At 34.9% G+C, this 17,651-nt stretch carries 19 protein-coding genes and 1 pseudogene; 15 read left to right on the top strand and 5 right to left on the bottom strand.

What is annotated here, in order from left to right; translation table 11 throughout:
- Positions 1 to 227: 227 nt before the first annotated feature.
- The gene (locus IV88_RS01870) at positions 228 to 563 is read right to left on the bottom strand and encodes a hypothetical protein (RefSeq protein WP_057798138.1); all 336 of its coding nucleotides are present in this window, start codon (positions 561 to 563) and stop codon (positions 228 to 230) included.
- 253 nt (positions 564 to 816) lie between these two features.
- On the opposite strand from IV88_RS01870, the gene IV88_RS01865 reads away from it, so the two are divergent.
- The 5 genes from IV88_RS01865 (at position 817) to IV88_RS01845 (ending at position 6,226) form a co-directional block, all read left to right on the top strand.
- On the top strand, positions 817 to 1,770 hold the full coding sequence (locus IV88_RS01865; protein ID WP_057798136.1) for a DMT family transporter: 954 nt from the start codon (positions 817 to 819) through the stop codon (positions 1,768 to 1,770).
- Positions 1,771 to 1,793: 23 nt separating this feature from the next.
- Entirely contained in the window at positions 1,794 to 3,011 is a 1,218-nt protein-coding gene (locus tag IV88_RS01860) for a GH25 family lysozyme (RefSeq protein ID WP_057798135.1), read from the top strand.
- A 137-nt stretch (positions 3,012 to 3,148) separates the two neighbouring features.
- Entirely contained in the window at positions 3,149 to 3,373 is a 225-nt protein-coding gene (locus tag IV88_RS01855; protein WP_057798133.1) for a hypothetical protein, read from the top strand.
- Between the two features lie 49 nt (positions 3,374 to 3,422).
- Positions 3,423 to 5,525, top strand: coding sequence for an ATP-dependent Clp protease ATP-binding subunit (locus IV88_RS01850; RefSeq protein WP_057798131.1), 2,103 nt, complete (start codon positions 3,423 to 3,425; stop codon positions 5,523 to 5,525).
- Between the two features lie 161 nt (positions 5,526 to 5,686).
- Positions 5,687 to 6,226: a TetR/AcrR family transcriptional regulator gene (locus tag IV88_RS01845; protein WP_057798129.1), complete on the top strand. Its 540-nt coding sequence runs from the start codon at positions 5,687 to 5,689 to the stop codon at positions 6,224 to 6,226.
- On the opposite strand, the gene IV88_RS01840 is transcribed toward IV88_RS01845, so the two are convergent.
- From IV88_RS01840 to IV88_RS01830, 3 genes are all read right to left on the bottom strand, one after another.
- Entirely contained in the window at positions 6,219 to 6,638 is a 420-nt protein-coding gene (locus tag IV88_RS01840; protein WP_057798127.1) for a hypothetical protein, read from the bottom strand. The genes IV88_RS01845 and IV88_RS01840 overlap by 8 nt on opposite strands.
- A 9-nt stretch (positions 6,639 to 6,647) precedes the next feature.
- On the bottom strand, positions 6,648 to 7,574 hold the full coding sequence (locus IV88_RS01835) for a ketopantoate reductase family protein (RefSeq protein WP_057798125.1): 927 nt from the start codon (positions 7,572 to 7,574) through the stop codon (positions 6,648 to 6,650).
- Positions 7,575 to 7,791: 217 nt separating this feature from the next.
- Complete coding sequence (locus tag IV88_RS01830; RefSeq protein WP_057798123.1) at positions 7,792 to 8,214, bottom strand: MarR family winged helix-turn-helix transcriptional regulator; 423 nt, start codon at positions 8,212 to 8,214, stop codon at positions 7,792 to 7,794.
- A gap of 138 nt (positions 8,215 to 8,352) precedes the next feature.
- Here IV88_RS01830 and IV88_RS01825 point away from each other — a divergent pair, with 138 nt between their 5' ends.
- Genes IV88_RS01825 through IV88_RS01810 form a run of 4 tightly spaced genes read left to right on the top strand, consistent with a single transcriptional unit; the run spans position 8,353 to position 10,284 of the window.
- Positions 8,353 to 9,033 carry a GDSL-type esterase/lipase family protein gene (locus IV88_RS01825; protein WP_057798122.1) on the top strand — a complete coding sequence of 227 codons (681 nt, stop codon included), beginning with the start codon at positions 8,353 to 8,355 and terminating at the stop codon, positions 9,031 to 9,033.
- Between the two features lie 48 nt (positions 9,034 to 9,081).
- The gene (locus IV88_RS09390; protein WP_057798120.1) at positions 9,082 to 9,366 is read left to right on the top strand and encodes an AbrB/MazE/SpoVT family DNA-binding domain-containing protein; all 285 of its coding nucleotides are present in this window, start codon (positions 9,082 to 9,084) and stop codon (positions 9,364 to 9,366) included.
- Positions 9,366 to 9,692, top strand: coding sequence for a type II toxin-antitoxin system PemK/MazF family toxin (locus IV88_RS01815; protein ID WP_057798118.1), 327 nt, complete (start codon positions 9,366 to 9,368; stop codon positions 9,690 to 9,692). Before IV88_RS09390 ends, IV88_RS01815 begins: the two co-directional genes overlap by 1 nt.
- A 40-nt stretch (positions 9,693 to 9,732) precedes the next feature.
- Positions 9,733 to 10,284 (top strand): transposase, encoded by a 552-nt coding sequence (locus IV88_RS01810; protein WP_057798115.1) that lies wholly within the window; start codon positions 9,733 to 9,735, stop codon positions 10,282 to 10,284.
- Between the two features lie 96 nt (positions 10,285 to 10,380).
- Here the strand turns inward: IV88_RS01810 and IV88_RS01805 are convergent, their stop codons facing one another.
- Positions 10,381 to 12,153 carry an oleate hydratase gene (locus tag IV88_RS01805; RefSeq protein ID WP_057798114.1) on the bottom strand — a complete coding sequence of 591 codons (1,773 nt, stop codon included), beginning with the start codon at positions 12,151 to 12,153 and terminating at the stop codon, positions 10,381 to 10,383.
- Positions 12,154 to 12,296: 143 nt separating this feature from the next.
- Between IV88_RS01805 and IV88_RS01800 the strand changes: the two genes are divergently transcribed.
- The 6 genes and pseudogenes from IV88_RS01800 (at position 12,297) to IV88_RS01775 (ending at position 17,650) form a co-directional block, all read left to right on the top strand.
- A complete protein-coding gene (locus IV88_RS01800; protein WP_057798112.1) occupies positions 12,297 to 12,818 on the top strand; it encodes a TetR/AcrR family transcriptional regulator in 522 nt (173 codons plus the stop codon).
- Between the two features lie 18 nt (positions 12,819 to 12,836).
- A complete protein-coding gene (locus IV88_RS01795) occupies positions 12,837 to 13,103 on the top strand; it encodes an HIT family protein (protein WP_057798110.1) in 267 nt (88 codons plus the stop codon).
- Positions 13,104 to 13,303: 200 nt separating this feature from the next.
- Positions 13,304 to 14,125, top strand: a pseudogene (locus tag IV88_RS01790) (DegV family protein); the annotation flags it as partial.
- 93 nt (positions 14,126 to 14,218) lie between these two features.
- On the top strand, positions 14,219 to 14,782 hold the full coding sequence (gene efp / locus IV88_RS01785) for an elongation factor P (protein ID WP_057798108.1): 564 nt from the start codon (positions 14,219 to 14,221) through the stop codon (positions 14,780 to 14,782).
- Positions 14,783 to 14,938: 156 nt separating this feature from the next.
- Positions 14,939 to 15,910 (top strand): LacI family DNA-binding transcriptional regulator, encoded by a 972-nt coding sequence (locus IV88_RS01780; RefSeq protein WP_057798106.1) that lies wholly within the window; start codon positions 14,939 to 14,941, stop codon positions 15,908 to 15,910.
- Between the two features lie 69 nt (positions 15,911 to 15,979).
- Positions 15,980 to 17,650, top strand: coding sequence for an alpha-glucosidase (locus IV88_RS01775; protein WP_057798104.1), 1,671 nt, complete (start codon positions 15,980 to 15,982; stop codon positions 17,648 to 17,650).
- Position 17,651 lies beyond the last annotated feature (1 nt).

The following is a 17,651-nucleotide window of genomic DNA, read 5'->3' as shown; positions in this document are numbered from 1 at the left end:
AAGTGTTATACCAATGATTGATATAACAACTAATAACGACCAAAACATAAGAGTACCAAAACTATCAGAATACATATTGAAGAATGGATGAGTATGTGATGATACTAATGCGGCCCAATTAAAAAATCCAAATAGATACAGTAATATTTGAATAATGATAGTCGGGTACAAAATTCTTAAAATTGTGTTTTTCATAGAAATGCCTTTCGTGCTATCTGTATAGTAAATCAATCTGCTATTATCATGATAATGCTAAATATGATAAAAATGGTTAAAAGTAGGCAGGAGACAGCTACGTAGAAAATGAATTTAATAATCCCGGCACGTTCCCAAACTTTATTCGCAAGTTTAAAATCAGCAACAGTATCAAAATTTCCGTTTTGCCATGCCCATGAATTACCGTAAGCGCCAACGATAAAAACCCAGATTATATTAAAAATAGGAATTAAGCAGAGAAGCGGTAAATATGTTTTGTTTCCTATTCCCCACCAAATATTAAACATAAAAGCTCCCCAGCTCCACTTTTGTATTTCTTCTGGAATGGGCTTTATCTGGTTATTCATTAAACTATACCTGCCAATTCATTGTGTTTAAAAAATTTTATTAATTATATCATAATAAATTTATTGAACGAATAGCTTAAAGTTTTAGTTATTAAAACTGAAGATAGTTATGTCATTAGAGCTTGAAAGATCATTTTAAAATAGAGTATTTTTTGATGATACTTATTAGTTAAGATTGATTTGACAAGGGCTCTCAACAACCGTAACGTTATTATTGTGTTTTAAAAACCTTGGGGAGTGAGAGAACCTTATAATGAAGTTAAAAACGTTGCTTTACATATTAATTTCAACCTTTTTATTTAGTTCAATGGAGATTGCGCTTAAAATTGCCGGGGGTAGTTTTAATCCAGTTGAACTAAACTTTGTTCGATTCTTGGTGGGTGGGATATTCCTATTACCATTTGCATTACATAATTTAAATAAGAAGAATCATAAATTAAATTGGCGCGATTGGCGTGCTTTCGCGATTACGGGATTCACTTGCGTAGTTATTAGTATGACTTTGTACCAACTAGCTATTCAAGTTACTGAAGCTTCAACAGTGGCTATTTTATTAAGTGCTAATCCAGCATTTGGGATGTTAATCGGATTAGTTTTCTTAAATGAAAGACTGACACGTACTAATACATTGGCGTTATTACTAACTTTGATTGGGCTGGCTATTATTATCAATCCATTCAAGTTAACAAATGTCTTTGGAATTACATTGGGATTACTATGTTCAATTACGTTTGGTTTGTATGGTGTACTTTCACGAGTTAATTCTAATAAACGTCATTTTGACGGATTAACAATGACTTGTTTCTCATTCATTTCAGGAGCAATTGAATTGGCAATTTTCATGGCATTCACCCATGTACCAAGCATTGCTAAATCATTGAGTGGTATTAAAGGATTCAGCAATATTCCTTACTTTGCCGGTATTACTTGGTCAGCAATTCCTTTGTTAGCTTATATTAGTATCTTAGTAACAGGATTAGCTTTCGGCTTGTATTTTATCGTAATGGACGAAGCCGGTATTCCTGCTGCTTCACTAATTTTCTTTATAAAGCCGGCCCTAGCACCAGTATTAGCGCTATTTATCTTAGGAGAACCAATTCATATCAACACGATAGTGGGGATTGTGGTAATCTTAATAGGATCGGTTATTACTCTTGCGGGTGAACGAATTGCCTTGCAAATGAGTAAGTGGGTTAATCGCGAATAACAGTTTTATTTTGGAGGAGTACTTTGAAAAAAATCAAGATAATAGTAGCTACATTGTTACTACCATTTTTGTTTTCATTAAAAGCACACGCTGATGCATTACCATCTATGTCTGGTGATCGCGTTTTGGATGTTTCAAAATATAATGGAAACGTGAACTGGAAACAGGTTAAACAAGACAAAAAGATTAAAACCAGACTGGCAATTGTTCGAGTTCAGCATGGTCCTAAAATTATAGATGAATATCAAAAAATACATGCAAATGGTTTAAGCAATGCTGGAATTCCATTTGGTACTTATGCATTTAGTGAGTTTAAATCAGTATCCGATGCTCGGAATCAAGCTAAAATGTTTTATAAACTTAGTGATAAAAGAACTAAGTTTTACGTCTTAGATGACGAGAAACATATGGGCAAAGGAAAAGAACAATCATATATTAATGCTTGGTTAAGTCAAATGCGAAAATTAACTAATAAAAAGTTGGTGTTTTATAGTTACCGTAATTTTATTAGTGAGCATAACATCAAATATTCTGGATTTGATGGTTTATGGCTTGCATGTTATCAGGGTGGATCATTGTACTACAATCCGGATCTTTGGCAATATGCGCCAACAGCAAAAGTTAAAGGTTTACCTGGAAAGTCGACTGTTGATATCAGTTACATGCGCCATGCAAGTACGGTTATGAGTTGGTTACAACCGTATACCAAAGTTAAATACAGAACTCTCAAGAGTTCAGCAATTGTTGCTCGTAAAAATTATGATATTTGGCAGCATGTCCCGAACTCTAGTCCAAAGATTAAGAGCGTTAGTTCAACCCATAAATATGCTTCAAAAGACTTAAGTATTGGTCAAACGGGAATGCGTCTTGATAACGGAGTTGTGTATTACAAAATTACTTATAAACATAATAATATTGGTTGGGTTAACAAGAATGCTATTAAATTAGTGACCTATAAAAAAGTTTCCTATTCTAAACCAAAACAATATAAAGGACATCCAAAAAAGACAAGTCGTGATATTAAGCTATATAATCATGTACCGGAATCTTCCTTTAATGCAGAGGAAGTGTCGAAAGGCCTCAGTAAAAAAGACAAGTTATCTGTTGACTTAGTCGGGGTTAGATCTGATAAGAGTCGATGGATTAGAGTTAAAAAATCAGGTTCAAAGTATAAATATTGGATTTCTGAGAGTGTAATTAAGTACGATCAGTTGAAATCAGTTTCTAAACGATCTAAATAGAAGAATATAACGTTGTCGGTAGATACTTATCGATGGCGTTTTTATGTACATTTAAAACTATTTCACAAATGTGAATGCTTTACATTTGTAATACATTCACATACGTGCTATAGTATAACCATGAAAGGAGAAAGATCATGAATATTGATGTAAAAACTTATCTTGATAAGAACGGTTTAACAATTTACGAGGTGGCGAAGCGAAGCGGATATGGTTATACAACTTTGCATAAGTCATTTAATAAGCAACAATCGCGTGCGACGCCACTAAATATTCGTGATTTAGATGCGCTAGCACAAGCGCAACATCTCAAAATGTGGGAAGTATTACGAGAACTAGAACTCCATTTCATGGATATGTGAACTCGTATAATCCGCACAGTCTTAATTAATAAAAGGGGGATTTATTATTATGGCTAATAATTTTTCAAATGATCCATTTGACCGCAACATGGATGATATTTTCAATCAACTCATGGGACGCATGAATGGGCTAAATTCAGAATCGAGATATTTGGTGAACGGTCGTGAAATGACACCGGAAGAGTTCGCTGAATATCGTCAGACTGGTCACTTATCACAAGATGGGCAGTCCCAAACAGCACCACAAAACAAACAAGTAGATAAGAAGGGTATCCTAGCAAAATTAGGACGAAACCTAACTGCAGAAGCTCGAGATGGTCTCTTAGATCCAGTTATTGGACGTAACAAAGAAATTCAAGAAACGGCTGAAATTCTGAGTCGTCGTACTAAGAACAATCCAATTCTAGTTGGAGATGCCGGTGTTGGTAAAACAGCGGTTGTTGAAGGATTGGCACAAGCTATTGTTAATGGCGATGTTCCAGCAACTATCAAAGATAAAGAGATTTACTCAATTGACTTATCTTCATTAGAAGCCGGAACTCAATACCGTGGTAGCTTTGAAGAAAACATTCAAAACTTGATTAAAGAAGTTAAAAAGGCTGGAAATATCATCTTATTCTTTGATGAAATTCACCAAATCTTAGGTGCTGGTTCTACTGGCGGCGAAGATGGTGGAAAAGGGATGGCTGATATTATCAAACCAGCGTTAAGTCGTGGTGAATTCACAGTAATTGGTGCTACAACGCAAGATGAATATCGAAATACAATTATGAAGAACGCTGCGTTAGCACGTCGTTTCAACGATGTAACAGTGAATGCTCCAAGTGCTGATGATACCTTTGAAATCTTAAAGGGAATTCGTGATTTGTATCAAGATCACCACAATGTAAAATTGCCTGATGAAGTTTTAAAAGCTGCTGTGGATTATTCAGTTCAATATATTCCACAACGCTCACTTCCTGATAAAGCGATTGATTTACTGGATATGACGGCTGCTCATTTGGCAGCGCAACATCCTGTCACTGATAAGGTTTCTTTGGAAGAACAAATCAAGCAGTTAGAAGCAGATAAAGATGCTGCTGCAGACAAAGAAGATTTTGAAGCAGCTGCAAATGCCAAAACTAAGATTATTCGGATTCAAAATCAATTGAAAGATAGTAATGATGAAGAACAACCTGTCGCAACAGTTAACGATGTGGCAGCATCTGTTGAACGCTTAACTGGTATTCCGGTTTCTAAAATGGGTGCAAGTGATATTGAACGTTTGAAAAAGATTAATGATCGACTTAAAGGTAAGGTCATTGGTCAAGATGAAGCGGTTGATATGGTTGCTAAGGCTATTCGTCGAAATCGCGCAGGATTCGATGAGGGTAATCGTCCAATTGGTAGCTTCCTCTTTGTCGGACCTACTGGTGTTGGTAAAACCGAACTTGCTAAACAACTTGCTTTAGACATGTTTGGTAATAAGGATGCCATTATCAGACTCGATATGAGTGAATATACTGATACTACGGCGGTTTCAAAATTAATCGGTACAACAGCAGGATACGTTGGATATGAAGATAATTCGAATACTTTAACGGAAAAAGTTCGCCGTAATCCATACTCAATCGTATTACTGGATGAAATTGAAAAAGCCAATCCACAAGTTTTAACGCTCTTACTCCAAGTTATGGATGACGGTCGTTTAACTGATGGACAAGGAAACGTGGTTAATTTCAAGAATACCATTATCATTGCAACATCTAATGCTGGATTTGGTAACGAATCATTAAACGATGATGAACAACAAGATCAGAAGTTAATGGATAAATTATCAAATTACTTCCGTCCTGAATTCTTGAACCGTTTCAACGGAATCGTTGAATTCAGCCACTTAACGAAGGATGACTTGCATCAGATTGTTGATTTGATGATTAAAGATGTAAATAAGACTTTAGCTAAGAAAGGTCTAACTCTTGAAGTAACAGAAGACGCTAAGACGTGGTTAATTAATGAAGGATATGATGAAGCCATGGGAGCTCGTCCATTACGCCGAGTTATTGAACAACAAATCCGTGACCAAGTAACTGATTTCTATCTAGATCACTTAGATGTGAAAGATTTGAAGGCCGATTTGGTGGATGACAGGATTGTTATTTCTGAAAAATAATAGAGTGAAATTAGAAAGTCTGTAAAGAAAATAAGGCTATCAAAATTGTTTATACAAGATTTTGATAGCCTTATTTTAGTATAAATAATCAACATGTGTTTATTATTTATATATTATCAAGTACAATGAATCGTAATTAAAGCAAATATGGACGGTGGACTATGGATCGAAGGGTTAGAAAAACACAAACAGCGATTAAAAAGGCCTTTTTTGAGTTGCTAAAAGAAAAAGGTATAGAAGGAGTTAAAGTTAGCAGGATTTGTGAATTGGCCGACATTAATCGTGGAACTTTTTATTTAAACTACATTGATAAATATGATCTTCTTGAAAAGACCATATCTGAATCTATCGATGAATTAATTGAAAAGTGTGAAGCTGATGCAGCGGATCCTGTTAATCTAATGGCACTAACTTTCCAGTACATTATTGAGCATAAGGGTTATTACAAAGTTCTTATTGAGGCAGATAAGCAAGGACACTTTTCAGATTACCTAAATAGACACATATTAAACTTTTCATCTGCTCAAGAAATTGGAAATAATACTGAAACGATCTTTATATCTAACGGTATTATTGGAGTATTGAATTATTATCTATCGTCTAATAGTACTTCAGGAGAAATGCTGAATGATGTTAGCCGAATTTTGAAAAAATTTCAAGGTGACAATGAACTGTTAGCTAAATTATCTAATTTTAAATAGTCTCCTTCAACAGGGCACTAATGGTATCCATAAATACGACTACACCAAATGGACACAAAATGATTCCAAGACCGAGTATGATTTTTTCTGATGTGGCGTTTAAATATATAGCTGGAATTAAACCAAATAAGGCAACACCAGAATTAATCCAAAAGTAACTAATTTGTCGAATAATTTTATTTGCCCGTTTTAATTGTGCGTTAATGGATAGTAATCTAATTGTATTTATGATGGCTCCCATAACGCTGATAGTTACAATATTTAGGGCAATGATGGCGACTAATTGTTGCCAAATCACTTTGTCATTGTTCAGGAGTTGGTACAATGTAAAGGTTAAATGAAAGCCAATGTACGCCATTGTAAATAAAATTAATAATAGAATTATTTTTGATATTTGCTTTTTAAATTTCATATTTGCTAACTAATCCTCTCTGGTCTCAGCTGTGCTAAGCAAAATATCAAGATTTGGTGTTCTAGTCTGAGATTTGTTTTTAAATTTAATAAAAGATTTTGAAATGGAACTGATTTCTCGAAAGTTTCCTTGCACGGAATTCATAATAGGCAAAGAATAGACTACTTTTAGAATTGCTTTTGCTATTTTGGGATTTCCAAATAATATTCTCTGAGTCTTTGGAGTGATGGGATAGCCATTATCTTCAAGGATTTTAAATGCCTCGTTAAATGCTTTGGAAGTGATATTTAACATGCTTTTATCTGCTTTAATCTTGCTAGCGTCGTTACCATATATATAGTCTAAGCTATTTAAAACCATAATTAATGCTGCATGACTTTTTAACCAATTGTCTAGTTGGGGTTTGGCAATCCATCGATAATGAGTTTTTTGAAATACGTTATCTAACAATGTGGTGATTTTTGATCTGTTTTTTGTAATGTCTATTTTCATGTTACCGCCGTTTATTCGCAGAATTTTAATTACTTCATCCTTACGAACACCACCGGTATTTTGAAAACCGAATAATACCGTCTTATTTGGATTCTTTTCCAGAATGCTTAATTTCAAAGCCTCAGTGTCCATTTGATTTCCAACAAACACAACGACGGCACTGTTATTACGAGAGATAGGTTCAACAATAGAATTGAAATCACTATATTTCATAGTTACAAAGATTAAATCATAATAATCATTTTTTTCTAGTGTTTCAATTGTTTTAAAGTGGTCTACAGTTATTTTATGTTGAATAGTATGGTTTAACTTAACCCCGTATTGATCAATCGATTGTTTATTTTTTCCTCTCGCCAATAAGGTAATATCGTTTTTCTTATTTTTGTTTAAACTGTGAGCCAAGTAATTACCCTGAATTCCGGCTCCGTAAATTAGTATTTTCATTTTACTGCCTCTTTTTTTATTTATTAGTGAACTGTTATTTAGTATGCTAATTAATCTTTTATGTCCGAACAATGATCAAAAAAGGATAAGTGTTGATTAATTAACACTTAGAGAATAATGAAAGTGTTTCTGGGGTAGTTATAAAAAACCAAACGATTTCGATAAATACGAATCGTTTGGCTTTTTATAATATCGTGAGAATCAAGATATGTCGTTTTTATTGATTGTTTTGAACTAATGTAAGCAACCTGATTAAGTCTTTTTGTTGTTTATCGCTGAGAGCATCAAGAAATTTGGATGTATGCTCTTCACGAATCTTCTCAGTCAGTTGAAGAGTTTTCTCACCTGATTTTGTTATGAATAATTTTTTATTGCGAATATTGTCTTCTGGAATTTCTCGCCGAATAAGTTTGCTTTGTTCCATTTTTTTTAGAAGGGATGAAATTGTTGCAGGTCGTCTACTGATGGTTTTAACAAGATCTCGCTGAATCATGCCAGGATTCTGACCGATTATTTTTAATACAACAGTTTGCTGTGGGGTGATATCTGAATGTTGACTGATTTCTTTAGTGATTGTTTGCTGATGTTCTATATCAATCAGTCTGATTAGCTTGAGTGCTTCAGTGTTTTTATTGTTCATTGATAAAATCCTCCATAGCTAGTATAGCAAAAAGATAGTGTGTCTTACAATTAGTGTTGCTAACTGTTTGACAATTATAGTCTTTTAATATACAGTTACTAACTGTTAGATATACTAACTATAAAGGTGGAACTTAAAATGACTGAGAAAACTACTAAATTAACGAATTTACATCCAGATATATTGAAATTTCAAAATGAATTACGGGATAAGTACGTTTCAGAAAATAAAACCGTTAAAAAGGGACAAATTCTATTTGTCGGGTCTTCACTGATGGAGATTTTTCCAATTGAAAAGTTTCAACAGGATGAAGATTTAGGGTTAAATAAAGTGATTTATAATCGTGGTGTTAGAGCAACAACTACAGCTGATTTGTTAGCACACATGGACACACTAATATTCGACCTAGAGCCAAGCAAAATATTTATTAATATTGGTTCTAATGATATTGGGTTCAATGTACCAAAGGAAGAATATTTGAAGAACTATAGCCAAATTCTGAGCTTGATTCAAGAGAAGTTGCCAGATACAAAGGTGTATCTCATGGCATACTATCCAATCAATACTAGTACCAACTTTGGAGAAGAGAAGCACGAGCACAGTGCTCTTTATGAACATCGATCAAATGCGTTGTATGCAGCGGCAAGTGCAGATGTTGCAAGGCTTGCTAGAGAACACGAAATGAATTTTATCAATGTTAATTCAGGTTTGACTGATGAAGGTGGTAATCTTAAATCTGACCTAACCTTTGATGGAGCACATATGCTTCCAGCAGGATATAAAATTGTTCTGCAGAATATGATAAGTTATTTGAAATAATAAAAAGTCGATAGTTTATATATACGTAATTATAGTTAAGAGGTTATTTTGATAATTATACTTGTTACTCATGGTATAATTTATGCAAAAGAAGGTGATCTCACGATAGAACCTAAAATTGTAAAGGTTAGGAAAGTAGGTAATTCAACTATGGTTACAATACCCAAAGAATTTTCGAATAATTGTGAGGAGTATGCACTGTATAAAGGCGAAGATGGTGAAATTATTTTGATTCCAAGAAGACCCAGTGTCTTTGATGATCCAAAACTTAAAGATGTCGATTTTGTTCAACATGCAGAAATTAAAGGTATAGTTGGGGAGGAGGATATTTAATGGATTTCCCACACCAAAAAGATATTGTCTGGCTGAACTTTGATCCGGCACTGGGTTTTGAAATTAAAAAAAGAAGGCCAGCACTTGTTATCTCAAATAATGGATATAATGAACGCACGCACATGTGTGTTGTTTTACCGATAACTACTACTAAAGAGATAGAGGGACCATTTATTTCGATTAGTAGTAATAACATATCAGGTTTTGTGAATACTCTACAAGTTAGAAGTATGAATTATAGTAATAGGAATTTTGAAGTTGTCGATCATATTGATAGTGCAAAGTTTTACAGTATTATGGAGAGGTATAAAACAAACGTGCTTTAGTAGTCTATAAAATTACGCCACAAATAAGAAAGGTAATCTAATGGATAAAAAAGGTAATACCAATAAAAATGATTTTGTATTGAACTTTGATTTGGATATTCCCAAAGATCATATTGCACGCGCAATTAGTAACTTTGTGGACTCAATACCTGATCAGTTGGTTTTAGAAAGAGAGAATCCAACTGGTCGGCCAGCTATTCATCCCAGAATGCTAATGAAAATGATAATATTCGCTTATTATAGACAAGAATTCTCTGGTCGTGATATTGAATTGCTTAACGAAGAGAGCATACCAATGAAGTGGCTGAGTCAGGATACATCAGTTTCATATAAAACAATTAATAACTTTAAATCTTCTGAACCATTTAAGCATCTCATTAAAGAAGCCTTTGTATATTTTTCAATGCTTTTAGTTGAAAGCGGTGTAGTCAAAGAGAAATTTTTATTTATTCCGGGAATTGAGTTAAAAGTACACCCTGATGATAGCTTGTTTACTTGGAAAAGAGCCGTGGACGAGTTTGGACAAATGGATAAGACACAAGTTGCCACCCGTTACGAAGACTTAATTGAAAAAGCAAAAGACAATAAATGATTCAAGACATAAAAAATCAAGGTTAAGTTTTATCGCAATTTTTGAGATGCGAAAACCCAGCCTTGATTTTTTATTTTTTAAACAACTCAGAAACTTTTACAATAAATGAGCATCCTTCAACAACTCTTCGATATAAGTTCCCTTAATCTTCTTCAAAGCCTGTTTCTCAATCGCTTTTTCAGCAAATGGTAACTGGATATCTTCAAGTTTCTTCTTATCATTTAAGTAATAGATAGCGTTCATCAATACTCGAGCATCAAAGGCAGAGTCGAATACTTCTGGCACACCACGATCAACATCCAGTAATGTATAGACGGCTTCCATAGCTGTCCGTACTGAATATTCAGTAGTGAAGACTGTGTCACGTTCGGTTTCAGCGAAGTTACCTATGAAGGCTAAGTTTACTGATCCTTCTGGGACAACTAATGGACGGTCACCAAGTGCGCGTGGCATGAAGTATGAAGTGATATATGGCATGTGACATGGAATTGTGCTTGCAGAATTCGTTGCAATATCTACGATTTGATCTTCTGGAACCCCGATGTGATATAACCATTCCTCACATAATTCGATACCGGTACATTCAGTAATCTTCTTTTGAACGAAGTTACCAGGTTTGTCTGAGAATAGTCCATAAACCCAAACCACAAGTTCGTTAGGTTTTTGCGCCTTGAAATGAGGTTGACGACTAATTGAATATCCTAACAACCAGTTTGAATCTTTGATTGAAACTGGTCCACTAGTAACGATTGAACCACTGTGAGGATCCTTTTGACTAATCTTTTCAATGTAAGGTGTTACGCGATCATCGGTTAATGTGATACTACCTGAAACAGTCCAGTTAGCATCAGGAATATTGTCATAGAATTTCTCAGGATGACCGAATTCTGGATCTTGAGCAGCGAGGTTCTTCCATAGTTCCCATGTAGGTCCCAATTCGTGTTCAACAGGTGCTGGATGAGTATTGTCACCATAGGTTGTGCTTTCAGTAATTGAACCGTTAGTAACAAATACTAAATCATTTTCAGTTAAGTTTTTACTTTCAGATTTACCATCAACTGTCATTTCCAATTTAGTAGCAACTTTACCATTGCCAACTCTATTTACTAGAATGTTGTGAACGATGGTATTGTATTGGAAATGAACACCCTTAGATTCCAAGAATTTAACCATTGGCATGATTAATGATTCATATTGGTTATATTTTGTGAATCTTAGGGATGATAAGTCTGATAATGTTGCAATATGATGTACGAACCGAAGTAGGTAACGACGCATTTCAAGGGCACTGGCCCATGGTTCGAAGGCAAACATAGTTGACCAATAGAGCCAGAAATTAGAATCAAAGAATTCTTTTGAGAACACTTCATCAATTTGTTTGTCTTGTAATTGATCTTCTGGGGTCAAAGCGACTTTGATAATTTCATTGATAGCTTTTCTAGAAAGAGTTAATTTTCCGTCATTACTCATACGGTGGCCACGGTTTTCAATTACACGAGCTTTTGAGAAACTAGGGTCTTCCTTATTGAGCCAGTAATATTCGTCCAAGACAGATACATCTGAGTTTTCCAAAGATGGAATTGAACGGAATAAGTCCCAGAGTGTTTCGAAATGAGGTTCCATTTCACGTCCACCACGAATGATGTAACCTTTTTGCTCATTCCAGATTCCGTCCATACTACCGCCAGGTAAGCTGAGTTCTTCTAATACATGAATACGATCACCATCCATTTGGCCATCGCGAACAAGAAAGGTCGCGGCAGCTAATGATGCAAGACCTGATCCTACTAAATATGCTGATTTTTTATCTACATTAGCTGGTTTTTTAGGACGAGCGAATGCTTCATAATTACCATTGCTATAATACATAAAAACCCCTCCATTATTAAGGCAAGCACATGGATAGGACGGTGTGTCTGCGGTATAATCGTTACATATGTAACGTCGACCTCAGTATAGCGCAACCGTTTTCATTTTACAATATTACAATTAATCTAATGAGAAGGCCTTTTATGAACGAGAAAAGAATTCAAACACAAAATAGAATTAAGCAAGCACTACTATACTTAATGCAACGTGAAAAGTATGAAAATATCCAGGTTAAACAAATAACGGAGCTTGCTAAAGTTTCCCGGATGGCATTTTATAGAAACTTCAGTACGAAAGATGATATTGTAAAATGCTTTATAGAAACGCAATATAATGAGTTCGTTGAAGCTATTTCTGAAAATAATATACAAGAATTGGAAAGTCTACTTAGGGTTTATTGTGGATACTTCTATGAAAATAGACACATCCTTGACGCCGTTGTTACAGCCGGAGTTGAAGGAAAGGTTTTAAAGAGTCAGACCGCCTATTTCCAGAAGTTCTTTGATACAGATATTGCTGATATTCCAGAAATGCCGGATTATGATGTCACATATTATTCTGGAGCTGTTTTTGCTACACTGCTGTATTGGCGTCGCAAAGATTATGATATCGGGGTGGATGCCATTGCCCAACACCTTATTTCGAAGTTTGAACAAGATTTATAAATATGTGAGGTACTTGCTATGAAAAAAGATGACTGTGTTTTCTGCCAAAAGACTGATTTAATTATGGAAAATGATCTTGCCAAAGCTTTTTATGATCATGCTCCAATGGCCAAGGGACATGTACTTATAGTACCCAAGGATCATTACGTTACCTTCTTCGATGTTCCTAAAGCTGAACAACAAGCGATGATTGAATTGATGGACGAAGTGAAACCATTTTTGGATGATAAATTTCATCCACGTGCTTACCAAATATTTAGTCACATTGGTGCACCAGCAGGCTAAAAGGTGTTTCATTCTCATATTCATTTGGTGCCAGTGTATTAGAAAATTAAGCAATTTCAGTAAAAATGTTCGATTCACCGCTATTTTTGGTCAGATTCGGTTGGTATGAATAAAAAATTACGGTATAATGCTGAAAACAATACGAGGATATTATAATGAAAACAGCAGTTGTAACTGATTCGGCATAATATTTAACACCGGAACAGATTGAAAAGTATAAGATTGTCGTTTTACCAGTCACGGTCATTATGGGTGGTAAAGAATATCGAGAAACGGTCGATATTACGACTAGAGAATTCTTTGATTATGTAAATAATGCAGATGTTCTGCCTACGACTGCGCAGGTCACTATGGCACAAATTAAAGAAGCTTATGATAAATTGGCTGACGAAGGCTATGATGAAGTGATTTCGATTCACTTATCTAGCGGAATCACCGGATTCTTGGATAACCTACGGATGTTTGTGAAGGACTATGACCGACTTAAGGTTTTCCCATATGATTCCAAAATGGCCAGTGCCGGTGAAGGAGTATTGAGTTTACTAGCTGGTGCAATGGCATCAGAAGGATTTAACTCGGATCAAATTCTGCCAAAGTTAGATCAACTTAGAGGTTCTGAAGAGGTCTATTTTGCGGTAGATAACCTCAATCATTTAATGCGAACCGGCCGGTTAACTAATCGTTCGGCCTTTATCAGAAATATTTTGAGAATCAAACCATTATTGACGTGTGATGAAGATGGAAAAATTGTTAGAATCGGTAAGGAACGAACGATGCGTCGTGCGTTTAATAGTATTTCAAGCAAAATGGCAGAATCAATTGCCAAAGCTAATTATCCTATTCAAGCGACGATTATTAATGCGAATGATGAGGAGCTGGCTGAAAAATGGCGAGTTACTTTATCAGAACGATTCCCTAATCTCAGAATTTCAGTGAGCGACTTAGGACCAGTTGTTAGTGTACACACTGGTGAAAAGACAATGGGTGTGATGTGGTCTGAAGACTGGCAAGCAATGTACTAGCCCTAATAATTGTTTTCATTTTATAGCGGGTAAGTGATAAACTAGTATATGAGTAATTTGTGACAAATATAAAAGAAACAAGGAGAACATATTTTGATTTCAGCAATTGATTTAAAAGCGGGTATGACATTTGAACAAGACGGTAAGTTGATTAAGGTTTTATCAGCAGACCATCATAAACCAGGTAAGGGTAACACTGTTATGCGTATGAAGTTGTACGACGTACGTTCAGGTTCAACAGTTGAAAAGACAATGCGTCCTGAAGAAAAGGTTGAACAAGCAGTTTTGGAAACAAAGCCAGCTCAATACCTATACTTACAAGATGACATGGCCGTATTCATGGATCTTGAAACATACGAACAATACGAAATTCCAACAGCTTCAATCGAAGACGAAATGAAATTCCTTTTGGAAAACATGGAAGTTAAAATTGAATTTTTTGGCGCAGAAGTAATTGGTATCACTGTACCAACTGTTGTTGAATTAAAGGTTGCTGACACAGCACCTTCAATCAAGGGTGCAACTGTTACTGGTTCAGGTAAAGCTGCAACTATGGAAACAGGTTTGGTTATCAACGTTCCTGACTTCATCCAAACTGGTGAAGTTTTGGAAGTTAATACTCAAAAGAGCGCATACGTTAAACGTGCTGGTAAATAATTAATATTAGAAAAACGTCTTACTCAGTTGAACTGGGTAAGGCTTTTTTTGACTTCAGGCTATAGTATAATTGCACTAAGTATTTAATTCAGCTCAATTCTAAATATCAATGTATAATGGATTTTGTAGTTATACCAATTTATTGGGAGTGGACATATGGCAACGTTAAATGATGTAGCAAAGCTAGCTAATGTTTCTAAAATGACGGTTTCTAGAGTGATTAATCATCCAGAAAAGGTTAAAGAGGACTTAAAAGAGCTAGTATACCAAGCTATGAGAGAAGTCGATTATCATCCGAATATCGCCGCAAAAGCACTAGTTAATAATCGGACTCAAATAATAAAATTTTTAATTTTAGAGGATCTCGATGTTGCAGAACCTTATTATATGAAATTGTTAATGGGAATTGCGAAGACTCTATCGGAAAAACAATATTCTTTACAGTTGGTTACAAGAAATAATATTGACGTTGGTAATTGTGATGGATTTATTGTTACAGGTACGAGAAAATCCGATTTAGATTGGGTAAAAGATTTTGATAAGCCTGTAGTTCTTTTTGGTGAGAATCATGAGGGATTGGACTCGGTTGATATTGATAATCGAGAGGGAACTAAGTTTTCAGCAGAATATGCGCTTAAGTTAGGCTATGAGCATTTGATATTTATTGGGTTGGATAGGGAAGAAGCATTTGAATATGCACGTGAGGCTGGATACATTGAAACAGTTCAACAGCGCAAAATCAGACCAGTAATTAGAAGAATGAGTAACCATAGTCACAGTTCTTCTAATTACATAAGTGAAAATTGGAATAAAATTAAGGCTAATACTTGCTTTATATGTGGGAGCGATCGACTTGCTTTAGGAATTGAACGTGGAATTCAATTGCAAGGTGGAAAAGTCCCTGATGATTTTGGCGTCATCGGATTTGATGGAGTATTTCTTGATCAAATTGCTTCGCCAAGATTAACCACAATTAAACAACCCGAAGTGGAAATGGGTGCGGCAGTTGCAGAGATGATTATTGATAAAATAAACCAAAATAATTTACCACAGGGTTCAAGGCTATTTGCTCCACAGTTAGATGTAAAAGGATCTACAAGAAAAAATGTTACCGATAACACTAAATAAGGTGTTGTGTTAAATCTCTAATCTATTTAAGCTTACTATGAAAGCGCTTAACGGATGGAGATTTTTTATATGGAAGAATGGTTTGATAAAGCAATAATATATCAGGTATATCCTAAGAGCTTTAAAGATTCCAATGGTGATGGAATTGGTGATATTCGAGGGATCATTGAAAAGGTAGCATACATAAAGTCTTTGGGGGTTAATACTATTTGGGTTAATCCAATGTACGTATCTCCTCAAGTTGACAATGGGTATGATGTATCTAACTATTTTGCAATTGATGAATCAATGGGAACTATGGAAGACTTTGAGGAACTTGTGAAAGTTGTACACGACCATGGTATGAAAATAATCATGGACTTTGTGTTGAATCACACATCTGATCAACATCCATGGTTTCAAGACGCCAAGAATAATCCACATAGCTTATATAGGAATTACTATCTATGGTCAAAAGGTAAAAATGGTTCTGAACCCAATAATTGGGGATCATTTTTCGGCGGTAGTGTATGGAGCAGAGTGCATAAAAATGATAGTGAATACTATTTCCATTTATTTAATAAGCATATGCCAGATTTGAATTGGAAAAATCCAGAGGTTCAACAATCTGTTACGGACATTGCGAAGTTCTGGGTGGCTAAGGGAATTGATGGATTTAGATTAGATGCATTTATTCATATATCAAAAGCTGATTTTAACCAAGATTATATCAGTCATGAGAAGCATCCACTGGCTGAACCATATTATGCTAATCGTTCAGAGGTGCAATCATACTTAAGATATTTCACTTCAGAGCTAAGAAAAGAAAAACCAGATATTTATATTTTGGGTGAAGCATCGTCGGCAGATATTAATTTAGCACTTGATTATTCAAACCCACAAAGTAATTTATGCGACCAAGTTATAACTTTTAGACTGTTCGCAGATAAGCTTAAAAACCCCATTGTAAATTTGCCGTCTGAATTTCAGCCGGTTACATTGGATGTTCAACTATTTAAAAAGCAGATGGCTGAGTGGCAAGCAAATATGGAGGGGATATGTTATCCGACACTTTATTGGAGTAATCATGATACGGCAAGGTTAATATCACGATATGGTGATTCTGATTATCCAATTAATAGTGCTAAAGCCTTAGCAACTGTCTTATATCTACAAAGGGGTGTTCCGATTATCTATTTTGGTGAGGAACTTGGAATGCAAAATGCTTACTTAGATAGATTTGAACAATTTGAAGATCAAAATGTAGATGACTTTGCAAATATAGCCCTTAAGAATGGGATAAGTAAAAATAAGATATTAAATATGCTAAATAGCACGCATAAAATGAGTGCTAGAAATGTAATGCATTGGAGTAAAAAAGATAACTTTGGATTTTCAAATCATGATCCATGGATTGGCGGCAAGAGTACCGATGTGAATGTAGATGAAGAGGATAGTCAATCGGATAGTGTTTTGAACTACTATCGTGAGTTACTAAAAATCAAACAAAGTAATTTATATTCAATAGGTAAAGAAACTATTGATAATTGTGAAGATCCAATATTTTCGTTCAGTCGTTCATACAATAATTATGAGGCCAAGGTTATAGTGAACCTTTCATGCGATTCTCAACAGTATCAATTAGATAATGAGATGAAGAATGGCAAGAGAATATTATCTGAGGGTCAATTACAAATAAAAAATGGAAACATTCAACTTGGTCCTTGGAGCAGTATCATCATTGAAAGTAAGGAGAAATAAT

This window comes from Pediococcus argentinicus (assembly GCF_001437605.1).
GTDB classification, from domain to species: Bacteria; Bacillota; Bacilli; order Lactobacillales; family Lactobacillaceae; genus Pediococcus; species Pediococcus argentinicus.
Note: the sequence above shows the minus strand (reverse complement) of the source record. Positions and strands in the feature narration are given on the sequence as shown.